The organism is Agrococcus sp. GCM10030265 (assembly GCF_042666675.1).
Taxonomy (GTDB): Bacteria; Actinomycetota; Actinomycetes; order Actinomycetales; family Microbacteriaceae; genus Agrococcus.
Window position 1 is genome coordinate 1193515 of sequence record NZ_JBHTCZ010000002.1, and the last position, 14104, is coordinate 1207618.

At 72.8% G+C, this 14104-nt stretch carries 14 protein-coding genes; 2 read left to right on the forward strand and 12 right to left on the reverse strand.

Going from position 1 to position 14104, the window contains the following annotated elements; genetic code table 11:
* Nucleotides 1-5 precede the first annotated feature (5 nt).
* Genes ACFQPP_RS10145 through ACFQPP_RS10155 form a run of 3 tightly spaced genes read right to left on the reverse strand, consistent with a single transcriptional unit; the run spans nt 6 to nt 1839 of the window.
* Nucleotides 6-281, reverse strand: a complete 276-nt coding sequence (locus ACFQPP_RS10145; RefSeq protein ID WP_376916469.1) for a PTS ascorbate transporter subunit IIB — start codon at nt 279-281, stop codon at nt 6-8.
* Nucleotides 278-739, reverse strand: coding sequence for a PTS sugar transporter subunit IIA (locus tag ACFQPP_RS10150; RefSeq protein WP_376916470.1), 462 nt, complete (start codon nt 737-739; stop codon nt 278-280). Before ACFQPP_RS10150 ends, ACFQPP_RS10145 begins: the two co-directional genes overlap by 4 nt.
* Nucleotides 736-1839 (reverse strand): adenosine deaminase, encoded by a 1104-nt coding sequence (locus tag ACFQPP_RS10155; RefSeq protein ID WP_376916471.1) that lies wholly within the window; start codon nt 1837-1839, stop codon nt 736-738. The genes ACFQPP_RS10150 and ACFQPP_RS10155 overlap by 4 nt, the downstream gene beginning before the upstream one ends.
* 102 nt (nt 1840-1941) lie before the next feature.
* On the opposite strand from ACFQPP_RS10155, the gene ACFQPP_RS10160 reads away from it, so the two are divergent.
* The gene (locus tag ACFQPP_RS10160) at nt 1942-2874 is read left to right on the forward strand and encodes a nucleoside hydrolase (RefSeq protein WP_376916472.1); all 933 of its coding nucleotides are present in this window, start codon (nt 1942-1944) and stop codon (nt 2872-2874) included.
* Here the strand turns inward: ACFQPP_RS10160 and ACFQPP_RS10165 are convergent.
* The 9 genes from ACFQPP_RS10165 to ACFQPP_RS10205 all read right to left on the reverse strand — a co-directional run bounded on the left by ACFQPP_RS10165 (nt 2871) and on the right by ACFQPP_RS10205 (nt 12817).
* Nucleotides 2871-3146 (reverse strand): hypothetical protein, encoded by a 276-nt coding sequence (locus ACFQPP_RS10165; RefSeq protein WP_376916473.1) that lies wholly within the window; start codon nt 3144-3146, stop codon nt 2871-2873. The two genes, ACFQPP_RS10160 and ACFQPP_RS10165, sit on opposite strands and share 4 nt — an antisense overlap.
* An 87-nt stretch (nt 3147-3233) precedes the next feature.
* Nucleotides 3234-4523, reverse strand: coding sequence for a thymidine phosphorylase (locus tag ACFQPP_RS10170; RefSeq protein WP_376916474.1), 1290 nt, complete (start codon nt 4521-4523; stop codon nt 3234-3236).
* Between the two features lie 14 nt (nt 4524-4537).
* The gene (locus ACFQPP_RS10175; protein ID WP_376916475.1) at nt 4538-4972 is read right to left on the reverse strand and encodes a cytidine deaminase; all 435 of its coding nucleotides are present in this window, start codon (nt 4970-4972) and stop codon (nt 4538-4540) included.
* Nucleotides 4969-6294 carry an ABC transporter permease gene (locus ACFQPP_RS10180; RefSeq protein WP_376916476.1) on the reverse strand — a complete coding sequence of 442 codons (1326 nt, stop codon included), beginning with the start codon at nt 6292-6294 and terminating at the stop codon, nt 4969-4971. The genes ACFQPP_RS10175 and ACFQPP_RS10180 overlap by 4 nt, the downstream gene beginning before the upstream one ends.
* Nucleotides 6291-7670, reverse strand: a complete 1380-nt coding sequence (locus ACFQPP_RS10185) for an ABC transporter permease (protein ID WP_376916477.1) — start codon at nt 7668-7670, stop codon at nt 6291-6293. The genes ACFQPP_RS10180 and ACFQPP_RS10185 overlap by 4 nt, the downstream gene beginning before the upstream one ends.
* Entirely contained in the window at nt 7667-9169 is a 1503-nt protein-coding gene (locus tag ACFQPP_RS10190) for an ABC transporter ATP-binding protein (RefSeq protein WP_376916478.1), read from the reverse strand. Before ACFQPP_RS10190 ends, ACFQPP_RS10185 begins: the two co-directional genes overlap by 4 nt.
* A gap of 123 nt (nt 9170-9292) precedes the next feature.
* Nucleotides 9293-10384 carry a BMP family protein gene (locus tag ACFQPP_RS10195; RefSeq protein WP_376916479.1) on the reverse strand — a complete coding sequence of 364 codons (1092 nt, stop codon included), beginning with the start codon at nt 10382-10384 and terminating at the stop codon, nt 9293-9295.
* 143 nt (nt 10385-10527) lie between these two features.
* Nucleotides 10528-11598, reverse strand: coding sequence for a BMP family protein (locus ACFQPP_RS10200; protein ID WP_376916480.1), 1071 nt, complete (start codon nt 11596-11598; stop codon nt 10528-10530).
* Between the two features lie 106 nt (nt 11599-11704).
* Nucleotides 11705-12817, reverse strand: a complete 1113-nt coding sequence (locus ACFQPP_RS10205; protein WP_376916481.1) for a mannose-1-phosphate guanylyltransferase — start codon at nt 12815-12817, stop codon at nt 11705-11707.
* 114 nt (nt 12818-12931) lie between these two features.
* Between ACFQPP_RS10205 and ACFQPP_RS10210 the strand changes: the two genes are divergently transcribed.
* Nucleotides 12932-14086, forward strand: coding sequence for a glycosyltransferase family 4 protein (locus tag ACFQPP_RS10210; RefSeq protein WP_376916482.1), 1155 nt, complete (start codon nt 12932-12934; stop codon nt 14084-14086).
* Nucleotides 14087-14104 lie beyond the last annotated feature (18 nt).

Below are 14104 nucleotides of genomic sequence, written 5' to 3' on the forward strand. Positions count from 1 at the left end.
TGCCGCTAGAGCTCGCGCTCGAGCACCGCCTGCACCGCGTCGAGATCCATGATGCGGTCGACGACCGCCACGTGCGAGCGGCCGGCGGCCGCGCGGACGCGATCGGCCCACTCGGGCGTCGTCAGCACGAGCTGCGCGTCGGCGGCATCGACGCCGAGGTCGGCGGCGCTCGACGCCGCGACGTCGGCCTCGACGTCCATGCGCTGCAGCGCGCGTCGCACGGTCGTGGCGAGGATGGCGCTCGTGCCGACGCCCGCGCCGCACACGGCGACGATCCTCATGCCGACGCTCCGGGCGTCGCGCCCTCGATGGCGGCGATCGCATCCGCTCGCACCGTCGCCGCAGCGACCGCGTCGACGACGCCCGGCCGGTCGAGCTGCACCGCGAGCGCCGCGAGCGTGCGCACGTGGTCGGACTGCGTCGTCGAGGCGAGCGCGACCACGACCCGCACGGGGTCGTGATGCGGGTGACCGAAGGACACCGGCTCGCGCAACGTGACGATCGCCGCGCCCGCACGGCGCACGAGGGCGCTCGGCCGCGCGTGCGGCAGGGCGATGCCGGGCGCGACGACGCACCACGGGCCGTGGTCGTCGATGAGCTGCACCATCTCGTCGACGTACGCGGGGCCCACGGCGCGCGCGTGCACGAGATCGCGCCCGGCTGCGCGCACGGCGTCCGCCCAGGTCGCCGCGGCGACGCCGGGCGAGAACGTCGCGTCGGCGAGGACGGATGCGCTCATCGCAGCTGGTCGAAGACGTCGGCGATGTGCTCGACGAGGTCGTCGCGCTCCTCGACCGGCAGGAACGCCGACCGTGCAGCGTTCACCTGCAGCTGCTCGAGGTCGTCGAGGTCGTAGCCGAAGGTCTCGGCGAGCAGCGCGAGCTCGTCGGTGAGGCTCGTGTCGGACTGCAGGCGGTTGTCGGTGTTGACGGTGACGCGGAAGCCGAGCTGGTACAGCAGGTCGAAGGGGTGGTCGTCGATCTCCTCGCCGAACGCGGCGATCGCGCCCGTCTGCAGGTTCGACGACGGGCTCAGCTCGAGCGGGATCTGACGCGAGCGCACCCACTCGGCCGTCGAGCCCAGCTCGACGAGCAGGTCGTCGCCGCGGTCGTCGACGCGGATGTCCTCGGCGATGCGCACGCCGTGCCCGAGGCGGAGCGCGCGACCGGCGAAGAGCGCATCGTCGATCGATGCGACGCCGGCAGCCTCGCCGGCGTGCACCGTCACGGGCATGTGGGCGCGTGCGAGGAGGTCGAAGGCCTCCGAGTGGCGCGAGGGCGGGAAGCCGTCCTCCGGGCCCGCGATGTCGAAGCCCACGACGCCGCGGTCACGGTGGCGGATGGCGAGCTCGGCGATCTCGGTCCAGCGGTCGAGGTGCCGCATCGCCGAGACCAGTTGCCCCACCTGGATGCGGCGACCGTGCGAGCGCACGAGCGCGACGCCCTCGTCGAGGCCCGCCTGCACGGCCTCGACGGCCGCGTCGAGCGACAGCCCGCGCGTGAGGTGCTGCTCGGGCGCCCACCGGATCTCGCCGTGGACGACGCCGTCGTCGGCGAGGTCGAGCACGAACTCGCGTGCGACGCGCACGAGCGCGCCCTCGGTCTGCATCACGGCGGTCGTGACGTCGAAGGTCTTCAGGTAGTCGACGAGCGAACCCGAGTCGGCCGACTCGGCGAACCACTCGCCGAGCGCCTCGGCGCCCTGCGCCGGCAGCTCGAGGCCGATCTCGTCGGCGATCTCGACGATCGTCTGCGGTCGCAGGCCTCCGTCGAGGTGGTCGTGCAGGCTCACCTTCGGCAGTGCGCCGAGGTCCACGCCGTCGAGCAGGATGCGGTCCACGTCGTCCTCCAGATCCGTCGCCTCGATCCTACGGACTCCGCGGCGCGAGCGCGCCTGCGATCGCGTGTCCGGTCGCAGCGCTCCCCCGCCTACGCTGAGGGGATGCCTCGCCGCATCATCCTCGACTGCGACCCGGGCCACGACGACGCGATCGCCATGCTGCTCGCGGCGGGGTCGCCCGCGATCGACCTCGTGGCCGTCACGACCGTCGCAGGCAACCAGACGCTCGAGAAGGTGACGCGCAACGCGCTCGCCGTCGGCACCGTCGCAGGGCTCTCGGGCGTGCCGTTCGCCGCCGGCGCCGACCGCCCGCTGGTGCGCGAGGCCGTCGTCGCGCCGGAATACCACGGCGAGTCCGGCCTCGACGGGCCCGAGCTGCCCGAGCCGACCATCGCGCTCGACGAGCGCCACGCCGTCGACCTCATCGTCGAGATCGTCATGGCATCCGAGCCCGGCGACATCACGCTCGTGCCCACGGGTGCGCTCACGAACCTCGCGCTCGCCGCCCGTCGCGAGCCGCGCATCGTCGAGCGCGTGCGCGAGGTCGTGTGGATGGGCGGGGCGGCGGCCGGCGGCAACCTCACGCCCGTCGCCGAGTACAACGCCGCGATCGACCCGGAGGCGGCCGACGTCGTGCTCGGTGCGGGCTGGCCCGTCGTCATGGTGGGGCTCGACCTCACGCATCAGGCCCTCGCCGATCAGCCCGTGCTCGACGCCATCGGGTCGGTGCCCGGCCGGCCCGCGGCGTTCACGCTCGAGCTGCTCGAGTTCTTCCGCGGCACGTACCGGATGCAGGGCTTCGACTGGCCGCCCGTGCACGACGCGTGCGCCGTCGCCTACGTCGCCGACCCCGGATGCATGCGCGTGCGACGCGCTCCCATCGCGATCGAGCTGCACGGCGCGCTCACGACGGGGCAGACGGTCGTCGACCTGCGGCATGCGGCCCCGGAGGGGTGCACGACGTCGGTCGCGCTGGGCCTCGACGCGCCGCGCATGTGGCGCGGCGTCGTCGACGCCCTCGCGGCCCTCCGCTAGCTCGACGCGACGCCGAGGCCGACGGCTGCGAGCACGAGCCCGCCGAGCGCGACCCACAGCACGATGCCGAGCACGAGCGTCGCGATGTTGACGCCGATGCCCCAGTTCGCGATGGTGCGCGCGTGGGGCTCACGGCCCTTCGCCATCACGCCGACGACGATGCCGGCGATCGGGGCGAGGAACGTCCACCCCATGAAGATCGACACGATGCCGATCACGAGGCTCGAGATGCTCCACGCGCTCGACGTGCCCTGGACCTGGTTCTGGCTCATGGCACCATCCTCGCGCGCCGAGGCTGGATGCCGCGTCCGACCACGGCAGGATCGTTCCCCCGAGACGTCCCACCAGGGGACGACGCGTCAGACGATGCGGTCGCGCACGATCGGCAGCACGTCGACGCTCGTGCCCGTCGGCGCGATCTCCCACGCGCCCTCGAGCGACGCGAGCGCACGGTCGAAGCGGGAGGCGTCGTCGGCCGAGAGCGTCCACAGCGGCTGGCCCGCGCGCACGGCGTCGCCCGGCTTCACGTGCAGGTCGATGCCCGCGGCGTGCACGACCTCGTCGGTCGCGCGCGCCCGACCCGCGCCGAGCCGCCAGGCGGCCACGCCGAAGGGCAGCGCATCCTGGCGCGCGAGCACGCCGTCGGACGCGGCGACGACCGTGTGCGTCTCGTTCGCGGTCGGCAGCGCGGCATCCGGGTCGCCACTCTGCGCGACGACGAACCGGCGCCAGCGATCCATCGCGCGGCCGTCGGCGAGCGCCGCCTCGACGTCGGCGTCGGGCTGGCCGACGGCGGCGAGCATCTCGCGGGCGAGGGCGACCGTGAGCTCGACGACGTCCGCCGGACCACCGCCTGCGAGCACCTCGACCGACTCGCGTACCTCGTTGGCGTTGCCGATCGCGAGGCCGAGCGGCACGTCCATGCTCGTGAGCAGCGCCCGGGTGTCGACGCCGGCATCCGTGCCGAGCGCGACCATCGTCTCCGCGAGCTCGCGCGCTCGCCGCTCCTCCTGCATGAAGGCGCCCGAGCCGAACTTCACGTCGAGCACCAGCGCACCCGTGCCCTCGGCGATCTTCTTCGACATGATCGAGGATGCGATGAGCGGGATGGCCTCGACGGTGCCCGTGATGTCGCGCAGCGCGTAGAGCCGCTTGTCTGCGGGCGCGAGGCCGGACCCCGCGGCGCAGATCACGCCGCCGACGTCGGCGAGCTGGGCGAGCATCTCCTCGTTCGACAGCGCCGCGCGCCAGCCGGGGATCGACTCGAGCTTGTCGAGCGTGCCGCCCGTGTGCCCGAGCCCACGCCCCGACAGCTGCGGCACGGCGACGCCGAACGCCGCGACGAGGGGCATGAGCGGCAGCGTGATCTTGTCGCCGACGCCGCCCGTGGAGTGCTTGTCGACCGTCGGCATCGGCAGCGACGAGAAGTCCATGCGCTCCCCGGAGGCGATCATCGCCTGCGTGAGGTCGTGGATCTCGCGCCGCTCCATGCCGTTCAGCAGGATCGCCATCGCGAGGGCCGCCATCTGCGCATCCTCGACGTAGCCGCGCGTGTACGCGTCGACGAGCCAGTCGATCTCGGCGGTGGTGAGCACGCCGCGATCGCGCTTCGTGCGGATGAGGTCGACGACGTCGTGCGCCTCTGCCATGGGGGTCCCTCTCGTCATGGTCGAGGGCGGGTCGCCCTCTCGGAGTCGGATGCGCGGTACGCGTCGAGCGTCGTGGGCCCGAAGGCGTCCGGCAGCACCTCGTCGATCGTACGGACGCCCGAGAGCGTCTGCAGGAGCATGCCGGGCGCGGCGTGCTCGAAGAGCAGCTGCCGGCAGCGTCCGCACGGCATCAGCGTCGCGCCGTGGCCGTCGACGCACGTGAAGGCCACGAGCCTGCCCCCGCCGCCCATCACGAGCGCCGACACCATCGAGCACTCGGCGCACAGCGTGACGCCGTACGCGGCGTTCTCGACGTTCGCGCCCGAGACGACGCGGCCGTCCTCGGTGAGCGCCGCGCACCCGACCGCGAAGCCGGAGTACGGCGCGTAGGCCTTCGCGTTGGCCGCGACGGCCTCGGCGTGCAGCGCATCCCAGTCGACGGCGCTCATGCCTTGAGGTAGGGCTTGCCGCTCGCGGCGGGCGCACGCGACTGCCCGATGAAGCCCGCGACCGCGAGGATCGTGATGACGTACGGCAGCATGAGCATGAACTCGTTGGGCACGCCGGAGCCGATCGACTGCAGCACGTTCTGCAGCGCCTGCGCGAAGCCGAACAGCAGCGCCGCGAGCGTCGCCTTGATGGGGTGCCACTGCCCGAAGATGACGGCCGCGAGGGCGATGAACCCGAGGCCGCTCGTCATGTCGCGCTGGAACGAGCCGTTGGAGTCGAGCGTGAAGTACGCGCCGCCGATGCCGACGATCGCGCCCGCGAGCGTGACGTTCCAGAAGCGCCAGCGGTTCACGCGGATGCCCACGGTGTCGGCCGCGAGCGGGTGCTCGCCGAGCGCACGCAGGCGCAGACCCCACGTCGTGCGGAACAGCGCGATCGTCACGACGATGACGGCGACGTACATCGCGTAGACGATGACCGTCTGGTTGAAGAGCGCCGGGCCGACGATGGGGATGTCGGCGAGACCGGGGATGCGGATGCGGTCGAAGCGATCGGGGTCGTTCAGCTCGGGGCTGTCGGTGAGCACCGACGAGTACAGGAAGTTCGTCAGGCCCAGCACCAGCACGTTGAGCACGACGCCGACGATGACCTGGTCGACGTAGTACTTGATCGAGAACGCCGCGAGCACCATCGACACGAGCACGGCCGCGACCATGGCGGCGACGACGCCGCCGAGGCCCGCGAGGAGGATGCTCACGGAGCCCAGCTGGCCCAGCGGGCCCGAGGCGATCGCCGAGGAGGCGACGGCCGCGGCGAACGCGCCCGAGAGCAGCTGACCCTCGATCGCGATGTTCACGACGCCGACGCGCTCCGAGATGACCCCGCCGAGCGCGCCGAAGATGAGCGGCACCGCGAGGCCCACCGTGAGGACGAGGAGGCCGGGCAGCGGGATGGACTTCGTGGCGCCGGCCCACACGAGGAAGCCGACGACGGCGACGACGCCGTAGACGATCGGCAGCCACACGCCCACGCGGCGCCGCGTGACGTGCGCAGCGATGGCGACGCCCGTCGCGGCCGCGAGCAGCAGCGCGGCGACGATGCCCGTGATGCGCGCGGGGAGCACGGCGTCGGGCAGCTGCAGCAGGTCGGCGTTCGTCGACAGGCGCAGGGTCGTCTCGCCGTCGCGGCCGAGGCCGACGAGCACGAGGGCCGCGACGATCGTGAGCACCACGTAGGTGATGGGCACGCGGCGGCTGCGCGGACGCGCGGCCTCCGACGCCCCGGGCGCCTCTGCGAGCCCGCTGGTCTGCACGGCGCTCATCGCACGCCTCCCCTCGGCTTGGGCAGGCGGAAGATCGTGCGCACGAGCGGCGGAGCCGCGATGCACAGCACGATGACCGACTGCACGACGAGCACGATGTCGATCGGCACGCCCTCTGCGGCCTGCATGCGGAAGCCGCCGGCCTTGAAGGCCCCGAACAGCAGGCCGGCCGCGAGCACGCCCCACGGGTTCGAGCGGCCGAGCAGCGCCACGGTGATGGCGTCGAAGCCGATGCCCGCGTCGATGCCCGACGTGAAGCCCGTCGTGACCGTCGCCTGCACCTGCTGCGCGCCGGCGAGGCCCATGAAGGCGCCCGCGACGAGCATGGCCTGCACGTAGACGGCCTTGACGTCCATGCCGGCGTTGAGCGCCGCCTGCGGGTTGAGGCCGACCGCGCGGAAGCGGAAGCCGAGGCTCGAGCGCTCGATGAGCCACCACGCCACGACGACGGCCGCGACCGACAGCACGATGCCCCACGTGAGGTTGAAGCTCTCGCCGAGCAGCGGCGGCAGCACCGCCGTCTCGAGCATGCGGGGCGTGATCGGGTTGTTGCTGCCCGGCGCCTGCAGCAGCTCGGGCGTGCGGATGAGGTACGACAGCAGCCACAGCGCCACGAAGTTCAGCATGATCGTCGTGATGACCTCGTGCGCACCGGTGCGCGCCTTGAGGAGGCCTGCGATGCCGGCCCACAGGGCACCGGCGATCATGCCGGCGAGCAGCGCGACGATGACGTGGAGCACGGGCGGCAGCGGGAACGAGAACCCGACCCAGCCTGCCGCCGCCGCGGCGGCGAGCATCTGCCCGCGTCCGCCGATGTTGAACATGCCGACGCGGAACGCGACGGCGACGCCGAGCCCGGCCGCGATGAGGGGCGCCGCGAAGTGCAGCGTCTCGGTGAGCGGCCGCACGAGGGCGACGATGCCGCCCTCGGGCCGCGAGAAGTTGAGGATCGACCCCTGGAACAGCGCCCAGTAGGCGCCGCCCACCGCGGACGCGATGGCGGCGAACGTGTCGCCGGGGCGCGCGAAGAGGTAGGCGCTCGCCGCCTGGACCTGCTCGTCGGTCGCGGCGATGAGGATGCCGCCGACGACGAACGCGACGACGACCGCGAGCAGCGACACCATGGGCGTGCCGCCGAGGATCTCGCGTGCGACGCCGCCCCAGCGGTCCTCGTCCTGGTTCTGCTCGTGCGACTCGACCCGGGCGGCGTCGGCGACGACGGGCACCTCGACGACGGTCGGGGCGTGCACGACGTCGCGCTCGCCGTCGGCGGCGGGCGCGCCGCCGGAGCGGTGCTGCGCGGCCGCGTCGCTCGGTGCGATCGGCGTGTCCTGGTCGCCGGGCTCGCGGCCCGTGCGGTCCTGCTCGTCGGTCATGCTGCGAGTCCCTCCGGCAGCTCTCCGGCCATCATGATGCCGAGGTCGTCGCGCGACGTGTCCGCGGGCACGACGCCCACGACCCCGCCGCCGTACATGACCGCGATGCGGTCGGCGAGCCCGACGACCTCGTCGAGCTCGGTGGACACCACGATGACCGGGATGCCGGCATCCCGCGTCGCGATGACCTGCGCGTGCACGAACTCGATCGAGCCGACGTCGAGGCCGCGGGTGGGCTGCGACGCGACGAACAGCTGCAGCGGCCGCGAGAGCTCGCGCGCGAGGACGACCTTCTGCTGGTTGCCGCCCGACAGCGTGCCGACGGGCGTCTGGATCGACTGCGCGCGGATGTCGAACGCACCGAGCCGCTCCTGCGCGAACTCGTCGCGTGCGGCGCGCACGATGGTGCCGCGCTTGACGAAGGGCTCGCCGAGGTAGCGGTCGAGCATGAGGTTCTCGGCGATGGAGTACTCGCCGACGAGGCCATCGACCTTGCGGTCCTCGGGCACGAAGCCGACGCCCGAGTCGAGCACGTCGCGCACGCTGCGGCCGAGCAGCTCGACGCCGTTCAGGCGGATGCTGCCCGTCGCGCGACGCTGCAGGCCGAGGATGGCCTCCGTGAGCTCGGTCTGGCCGTTGCCCTGCACGCCCGCGATGCAGACGACCTCGCCGCCGTGCACCGTGAGCGACAGGTCGTCGACGACGGCGATGCCCTGCTCGTCGAGCACCGTGAGGTGCTCGATGACCAGCTCGTTGTCGGTGCGCACGGGCGCCTGCTTCTGCACGGTGAGCTCGACGGGGCGGCCCACCATGAGCGAGGCGAGCTCGACGCTCGTCGCGGTGGGCTCGGCGGTGCCGACGACCTGCCCGAGCCGGATGACGGTGATGCGGTCGGCGATGGCGCGCACCTCGCGCAGCTTGTGCGTGATGAACACGATCGCCGTGCCCTCGTCGCGCAGCTGCTGCATGATCGCCATGAGCTCGTCGGTCTCCTGCGGCGTGAGCACGGCGGTGGGCTCGTCGAAGACGAGCACCTTCGCGTCGAGCGAGAGGGCCTTGATGATCTCGACGCGCTGCTGCACGCCGACGGGGAGGTCCTCGATGCGCGCGTCGGGATCGATCTGGAAGCCGAAGCGGTCGGAGATCTCGACGACGCGGCGCTTGGCGCCCGCGAGCCCGCCGAGCTCCTTCTCGTGACCGAGCAGCACGTTCTCGGCGACGGTGAAGACGGGGATGAGCATGAAGTGCTGGTGCACCATGCCGATGCCGGCGCGCATGGCGTCGCCGGGTCCTGCGAAGCGCTGCTCTGCGCCGTCGAGCAGGATGACGCCCTCGTCGGCCTGGTAGAGGCCGTAGAGCACGTTCATGAGCGTGGACTTGCCCGCGCCGTTCTCGCCGAGCAGGCAGTGGATCTCGCCTGCCTCGACCGTGAGGTCGATGTGGTCGTTGGCCGTGAGCGAGCCGAAGCGCTTGGTGATGCCGCGCAGCTCGAGGGTCATCGCCGCTCCTGGGGGTGAGGGATGGGTCGAGGCGAGGCATGCCCGGTGGGGCGCCCCGCGTCATGACTGTAGTCGCACGCGTGGGGGCCGGCGCGATGCCGACCCCCACGTGCGCTGGACGCCTTACGGCGACGAGGGCGAGTCGACCTCGATGTCGCCGGCGATGATCGCCGTGCGGATCGTGTCGAGCTCGTCTGCGAGGCCCTCGGGGACCTGCGACTCCCACTCGTTGAAGCCGGCGATGCCGACGCCGTCGTTCTCGAGCGTGCCCACGTAGGGGTCGCTCGAGAAGTCGCCGGCCGCGTCCGCGAGGACGACGGTCTCGACGCCCGCCGCCATGCCCTTGAGCACGGAGGTGACGAAGAGGTCGGCGTACTCGGGCGACGTCTGCGTGAGGTCGGCGTCGACGCCGATCATGCCGTAGCGCACGTCGGGGTTCTCGGCCTGCGCCGTGCGGATGGCCTCGCCCGCCGAGAGGAAGATCGGGCCACCGACGGGCATGACGATGTCCGCGCCCTGCTGGAGGAAGGTCGTCGCCGTGGCGTTGGCTGCGGGGCCGGCCTCGAACGCGCCGACGAACGTGCCGTCCTGCGCCTCGACGTCCCAGCCGAGCACCTGCACGTCGGCGCCGTTCTCCTCGTTGTAGTACTGCGCGCCGAGCACGAAGCCGTCCATGAAGATCGTCACCGGCGGGATGTTGATGCCGCCCCAGGTGGCGATGGTGCCGGTCTGGCTCGACGCCGCCGCCGCGTAGCCGGCGAGGAACGCGGCCTGCGCGGTGTCGAACGTGATGGGCTGCACGTTGTCGGCCTCGATCGACGCGTCGTCGATGATGGCGAAGTTGACGTCGGGGTTGGCCTCCGCGGCGGCCGACGTGGCCTCCGCGAGCAGGAAGCCGACCGTGACCATCATGTCGCAGCCGCCGTCGATGAGGTTCGTGATGTTCGACTGGTAGTCGGTCTCGGCCTGCGACTCGGCCTGGTTGATCTCGACGCCGAGCTCGTCGGCAGCCGACTGCAGGCCCTCGAGGCCGAGCTGGTTGAACGACTGGTCGTTGAAGCCGCCGGCGTCCGAGACGATGCAGGGCGAGATGTCCGCCGTCGCGTCGCCGGACTCGGCGGGGCCCTCCTCGGGGGCCGACGCGCAGCCGGCGAGCAGAGCCGCGACGCCGAGCGTCGCGAGGCCGCCGAGCGCGGCCTTCCGAATGGTCCTCACAGGGATTCCTCCAGTGCATGGGGTGGCCGTATGCAGCGGCCGGGTACGCGGAAGCCTAGCCACGAGCGGCGAGCCGGATCGCTGGATGAGGCGAGTCGAAACGCGATCGTTGCAAAGGTGACGCCGACTCAGCCGGTGGGCCGCTACGGCGCGCTGGGGCTCTCGACCGAGACCTCGCCCGAGACGACCTGCTCGCGCAGGGCGTCGAGCTCGGCCTGCAGCTCGGGGCTCACCCGGTCGGCGAGGTCGTGGTACTCGGCGAGGCCGACGCCGCCGTTCTCGAGGGTGCCGACGAGCGGCTCGTCGGTGACGGCGCCGTCGTCGACGAGGTCGCCGATCGCCTGGACGACGAAGTCCTGCGTGTTCTTCTCGACGGTGGTGAGCAGCAGCGGGTGGTACTCGGCCGGCAGGGTGTCGTAGCCGTCGGAGTCGACCCAGATGACGAGCGCCGACGAGCCGGAGTCGAGCGACGCGAGGAACGCGCCCTCGCCGACCTGGCCTGCGACGGGGAGGATGACGTCGGCGCCCTGCGCGATGAGCGACTGCGACGTCGCCTGACCGAGTTGCACGTTCTCGAAGTCGCCGGTGAAGATGCCGTCCTGCGCCTCGACGTCCCATCCGAGCACCTGCACGCTCGTGCCGTGCGCGGCGTTGTACGCCTCGACGCCCTGCACGTAGCCGTCCATGAAGAGGGTGACGGGCGGCTGGTTGCCGCCGCCGAACGTCGCGACGACGCCCGTCTGCGTCACGCCCGCCGCGAGGTAGCCGGCCAGGTACGACGCCTGCGCGGTGTCGAAGACGATGGGGCGCACGTTCGGCGCCTCGACGACCTCGTCGACGATCGCGAACTGCACCTCCGGGTTGGCCTCGGCCTCCTCGGCGGTCGCGGCGGCGAGCTCGTAGCCGACGGTGAGCACGAAGTCGCACCCCGTGGCCACGGCGTTCTCGACGTTCGGTGCGAGGTCCGACTCGCTCGTCGACACGAGCACGTTCACGTCGACGCCGTGCTCCTCCCCCGCCTCCTCCATGCCTGCCCACGAGGCCTGGTTGAACGAGCGGTCCTCGAGGCCGCCGGAGTTCGTCACCATCTGCGCGCACAGCTCGGAGGCACCTGCGTCGCCGCCGCCCGAGCCCTCGGGTGCGGCCTGGCATGCGGTGAGCGCGAGCGCGACGAGCGCGGCGGGCGCGAGGAGACGGAGGGCGGTGCGGGACATCGGTGCTCCAGGGTGCTGCGGTGCGGGTGGTGTCACCCTAGCCCGCACGCCCGCCCGCGTCGCGGTCGAGCGCTCGCCCGGCGGGACGCGTCGGGGGACGCCCGCGCTAGAGGACCGTCTCGTTGCCCGAGCGGCGGATGGCGTCGACGACCTGCTTCACGCGCTGCGCATGCTCGGTCGTCGTCACGAGCAGCGCATCCCCCGTGTCGACCACGACGATGTCCCGCACGCCCACGAGGGAGATGACGCGGTCGGTGGTGGAGACGACGATGCCGGAGGCGCTGTCGGACAGCACCGTCGAGCGGCCGGAGAGGATCGCGAGGCGATCGGCGCCGAGCGCGCCGTTGTGCAGCTTCGCGACCGCCGAGAAGTCGCCCACGTCGTCCCAGTCGAAGTCGCCGGGCACGACGACCATGCGGCCCTTCGCCGCCGCGGGCTCCGCGACGGAGTAGTCGATCGCGATCTTCTTGAGCCGCGGCCAGATGCGGTCGACGGCGGGACCTCGCGTGGCCTGGTCGTCCCAGGCGGCGGCGAGCTCGTCGATCTGGGCCGCGAGCTCGGGCTCGGTCGCGGCGAGCTCCGCGAGGAGCACGTCGGCGCGCGCGATGAACATGCCGGCGTTCCAGAGGAAGTCGCCGGAGTCGACGTACGTGCGCGCATCCTCCGCGTTCGGCTTCTCGACGAAGCGCGCGACGTCGGCGACGCGCGGCGCGCCCTCGATGCCGGCCGAGCCACCCGCCTGGATGTAGCCGAAGCCGATGGCCGGCTCGCTCGGCGTGATGCCGATCGTCGCGATCTTGCCGGCGCGCGCCGCCGCGACGGCGTCGACGACCGCGCGGCGGAAGCCGCGCTCGTCGGCGATGACGTGATCGGCGGCGAACGAGCCGACGATCACCCCGGGCTCGCGACGCTGCAGGATCGCGGCCGCGAGCGCGATGGCCACGGTCGACTCGCGCGGGTCGGCCTCGAGGACGATGCTCTCCGGCGCGAGCGACGGCAGCTGCTCCTCGACCGCGGATCGGTGCGCGCGGCCCGTGACGACCATGACGCGCTGCTCGCCCGCGAGCGGCGCGAGGCGGGCGAAGGTCGACTGCAGCAGCGTGCGGCCGGAGCCCGTGAGGTCGTGGAGGAACTTCGGGGCGTCCGCGCGCGACAGCGGCCAGAGCCTGGAGCCGACGCCGCCGGCGGGGATGATCGCGGTGAAGCCCTCGATGGTCATGGTGGACGACGCTACCGGTCGCGCGCACGCAGCCCCTGACCGTCGAGCGCCGTTCACGCGCCATTCACGGCCGCCGCCCCTGGCGCGCCACCTGGCGTGCCTAGCGTCGGCACCGTGGAGATCGCACGCGTCGCCATCGTCACCGAGAGCTTCCTGCCCACGGTCAACGGAGTCACGTCGTCCGTCGTCCGGGTGCTCGAGCATCTGCAGGCCACGGGCAGGCAGGCCATGGTCGTCGCGCCTCGATGCGGGGCGCCGACGCAGCTGCACGGTGCGCCCGTGTTCGAGGTGCCGTCGATCGCGTACCGCGAGTTCCCCGTCGGCATGCCGAGCCCGCAGATGCACGGCCTGCTGCAGCGGTTCCGGCCCGACGTCGTGCACGCAGCGTCGCCCTTCCTGCTGGGTGGCCAGGCGATCGCGGAGGCGCGGCGCATGGGGGTGCCGTCGGTCGCGATCTACCAGACCGACATCGCGGGCTTCGCGCGGCGCAACCGCCTCTCGGCAGGGGCTCCCGTCGCGTGGAAGGTGCTGCGCCGCATCCACAACCAGGCGGACGCGACGCTCGCACCGTCGTCGTCGGCCATCGCCGACCTGGCCGCCGCAGGCGTCGAGCGCGTCGGCCGCTGGGCGCGCGGCGTCGACCTCGACGCCTTCCACCCCGACCACCGCGTCGGCCCGGCAGCCCTCGCGCTGCGCGAGCGGCTCGCCCCGCGCGGCGAGACGATCGTCGGCTACGTCGGCCGCGTGGCGCCGGAGAAGGGCCTCGAGCGGCTGCGCGCGCTGCAGGGCATGCAGGGCATCTCCGTCGTCGTCGTGGGCGACGGGCCCGGCATGGCCGCCGCACGGCGGGCGCTCGCACCGCTCGGCGCCACCTTCCTCGGCCAGCGCACGGGCGCCGCGCTCGCGGCCGCGTACGCGGCGCTCGACGTCTTCGTGCACACGGGCGCGGAGGAGACGTTCGGGCAGACGCTGCAGGAGGCCGCTGCGGCAGGACTCCCCGTCGTCGCGCCGCGCGCCGGCGGCCCCATCGACCTCGTCGACCACGGCATCACGGGCTTCCTCTACGCGCCCGACTCCGCACGGGCGCTGCGCGACGCCGTCCGCACGCTCGTCGAGGCGCCGGCCATGCGCGCGCGGATGGGCGAGGCGGGCCGCCGTCGCGTGCTGCAGCGCACGTGGCCGCGCGTGTGCGACGAGCTGCTCGGCCACTACGCCGCAGCGCAGCGGCACGCGCTGCGCGGCGCCGCGCCGGCGCCGGCCGTCGTCTGACGCATCCGGGCGCGGCCT

Coding starts and splice junctions, on each gene's coding strand:
- ACFQPP_RS10145 (WP_376916469.1), bottom strand. CDS start 281: ATGAGGATCGTCGCCGTGTGCGGCGCGGGCGTCGGCACGAGCGCCATC.
- ACFQPP_RS10150 (WP_376916470.1), bottom strand. CDS start 739: ATGAGCGCATCCGTCCTCGCCGACGCGACGTTCTCGCCCGGCGTCGCC.
- ACFQPP_RS10160 (WP_376916472.1), top strand. CDS start 1,942: ATGCCTCGCCGCATCATCCTCGACTGCGACCCGGGCCACGACGACGCG.
- ACFQPP_RS10165 (WP_376916473.1), bottom strand. CDS start 3,146: ATGAGCCAGAACCAGGTCCAGGGCACGTCGAGCGCGTGGAGCATCTCG.
- ACFQPP_RS10170 (WP_376916474.1), bottom strand. CDS start 4,523: ATGGCAGAGGCGCACGACGTCGTCGACCTCATCCGCACGAAGCGCGAT.
- ACFQPP_RS10175 (WP_376916475.1), bottom strand. CDS start 4,972: ATGAGCGCCGTCGACTGGGATGCGCTGCACGCCGAGGCCGTCGCGGCC.
- ACFQPP_RS10180 (WP_376916476.1), bottom strand. CDS start 6,294: ATGAGCGCCGTGCAGACCAGCGGGCTCGCAGAGGCGCCCGGGGCGTCG.
- ACFQPP_RS10185 (WP_376916477.1), bottom strand. CDS start 7,670: ATGACCGACGAGCAGGACCGCACGGGCCGCGAGCCCGGCGACCAGGAC.
- ACFQPP_RS10190 (WP_376916478.1), bottom strand. CDS start 9,169: ATGACCCTCGAGCTGCGCGGCATCACCAAGCGCTTCGGCTCGCTCACG.
- ACFQPP_RS10200 (WP_376916480.1), bottom strand. CDS start 11,598: ATGTCCCGCACCGCCCTCCGTCTCCTCGCGCCCGCCGCGCTCGTCGCG.
- ACFQPP_RS10205 (WP_376916481.1), bottom strand. CDS start 12,817: ATGACCATCGAGGGCTTCACCGCGATCATCCCCGCCGGCGGCGTCGGC.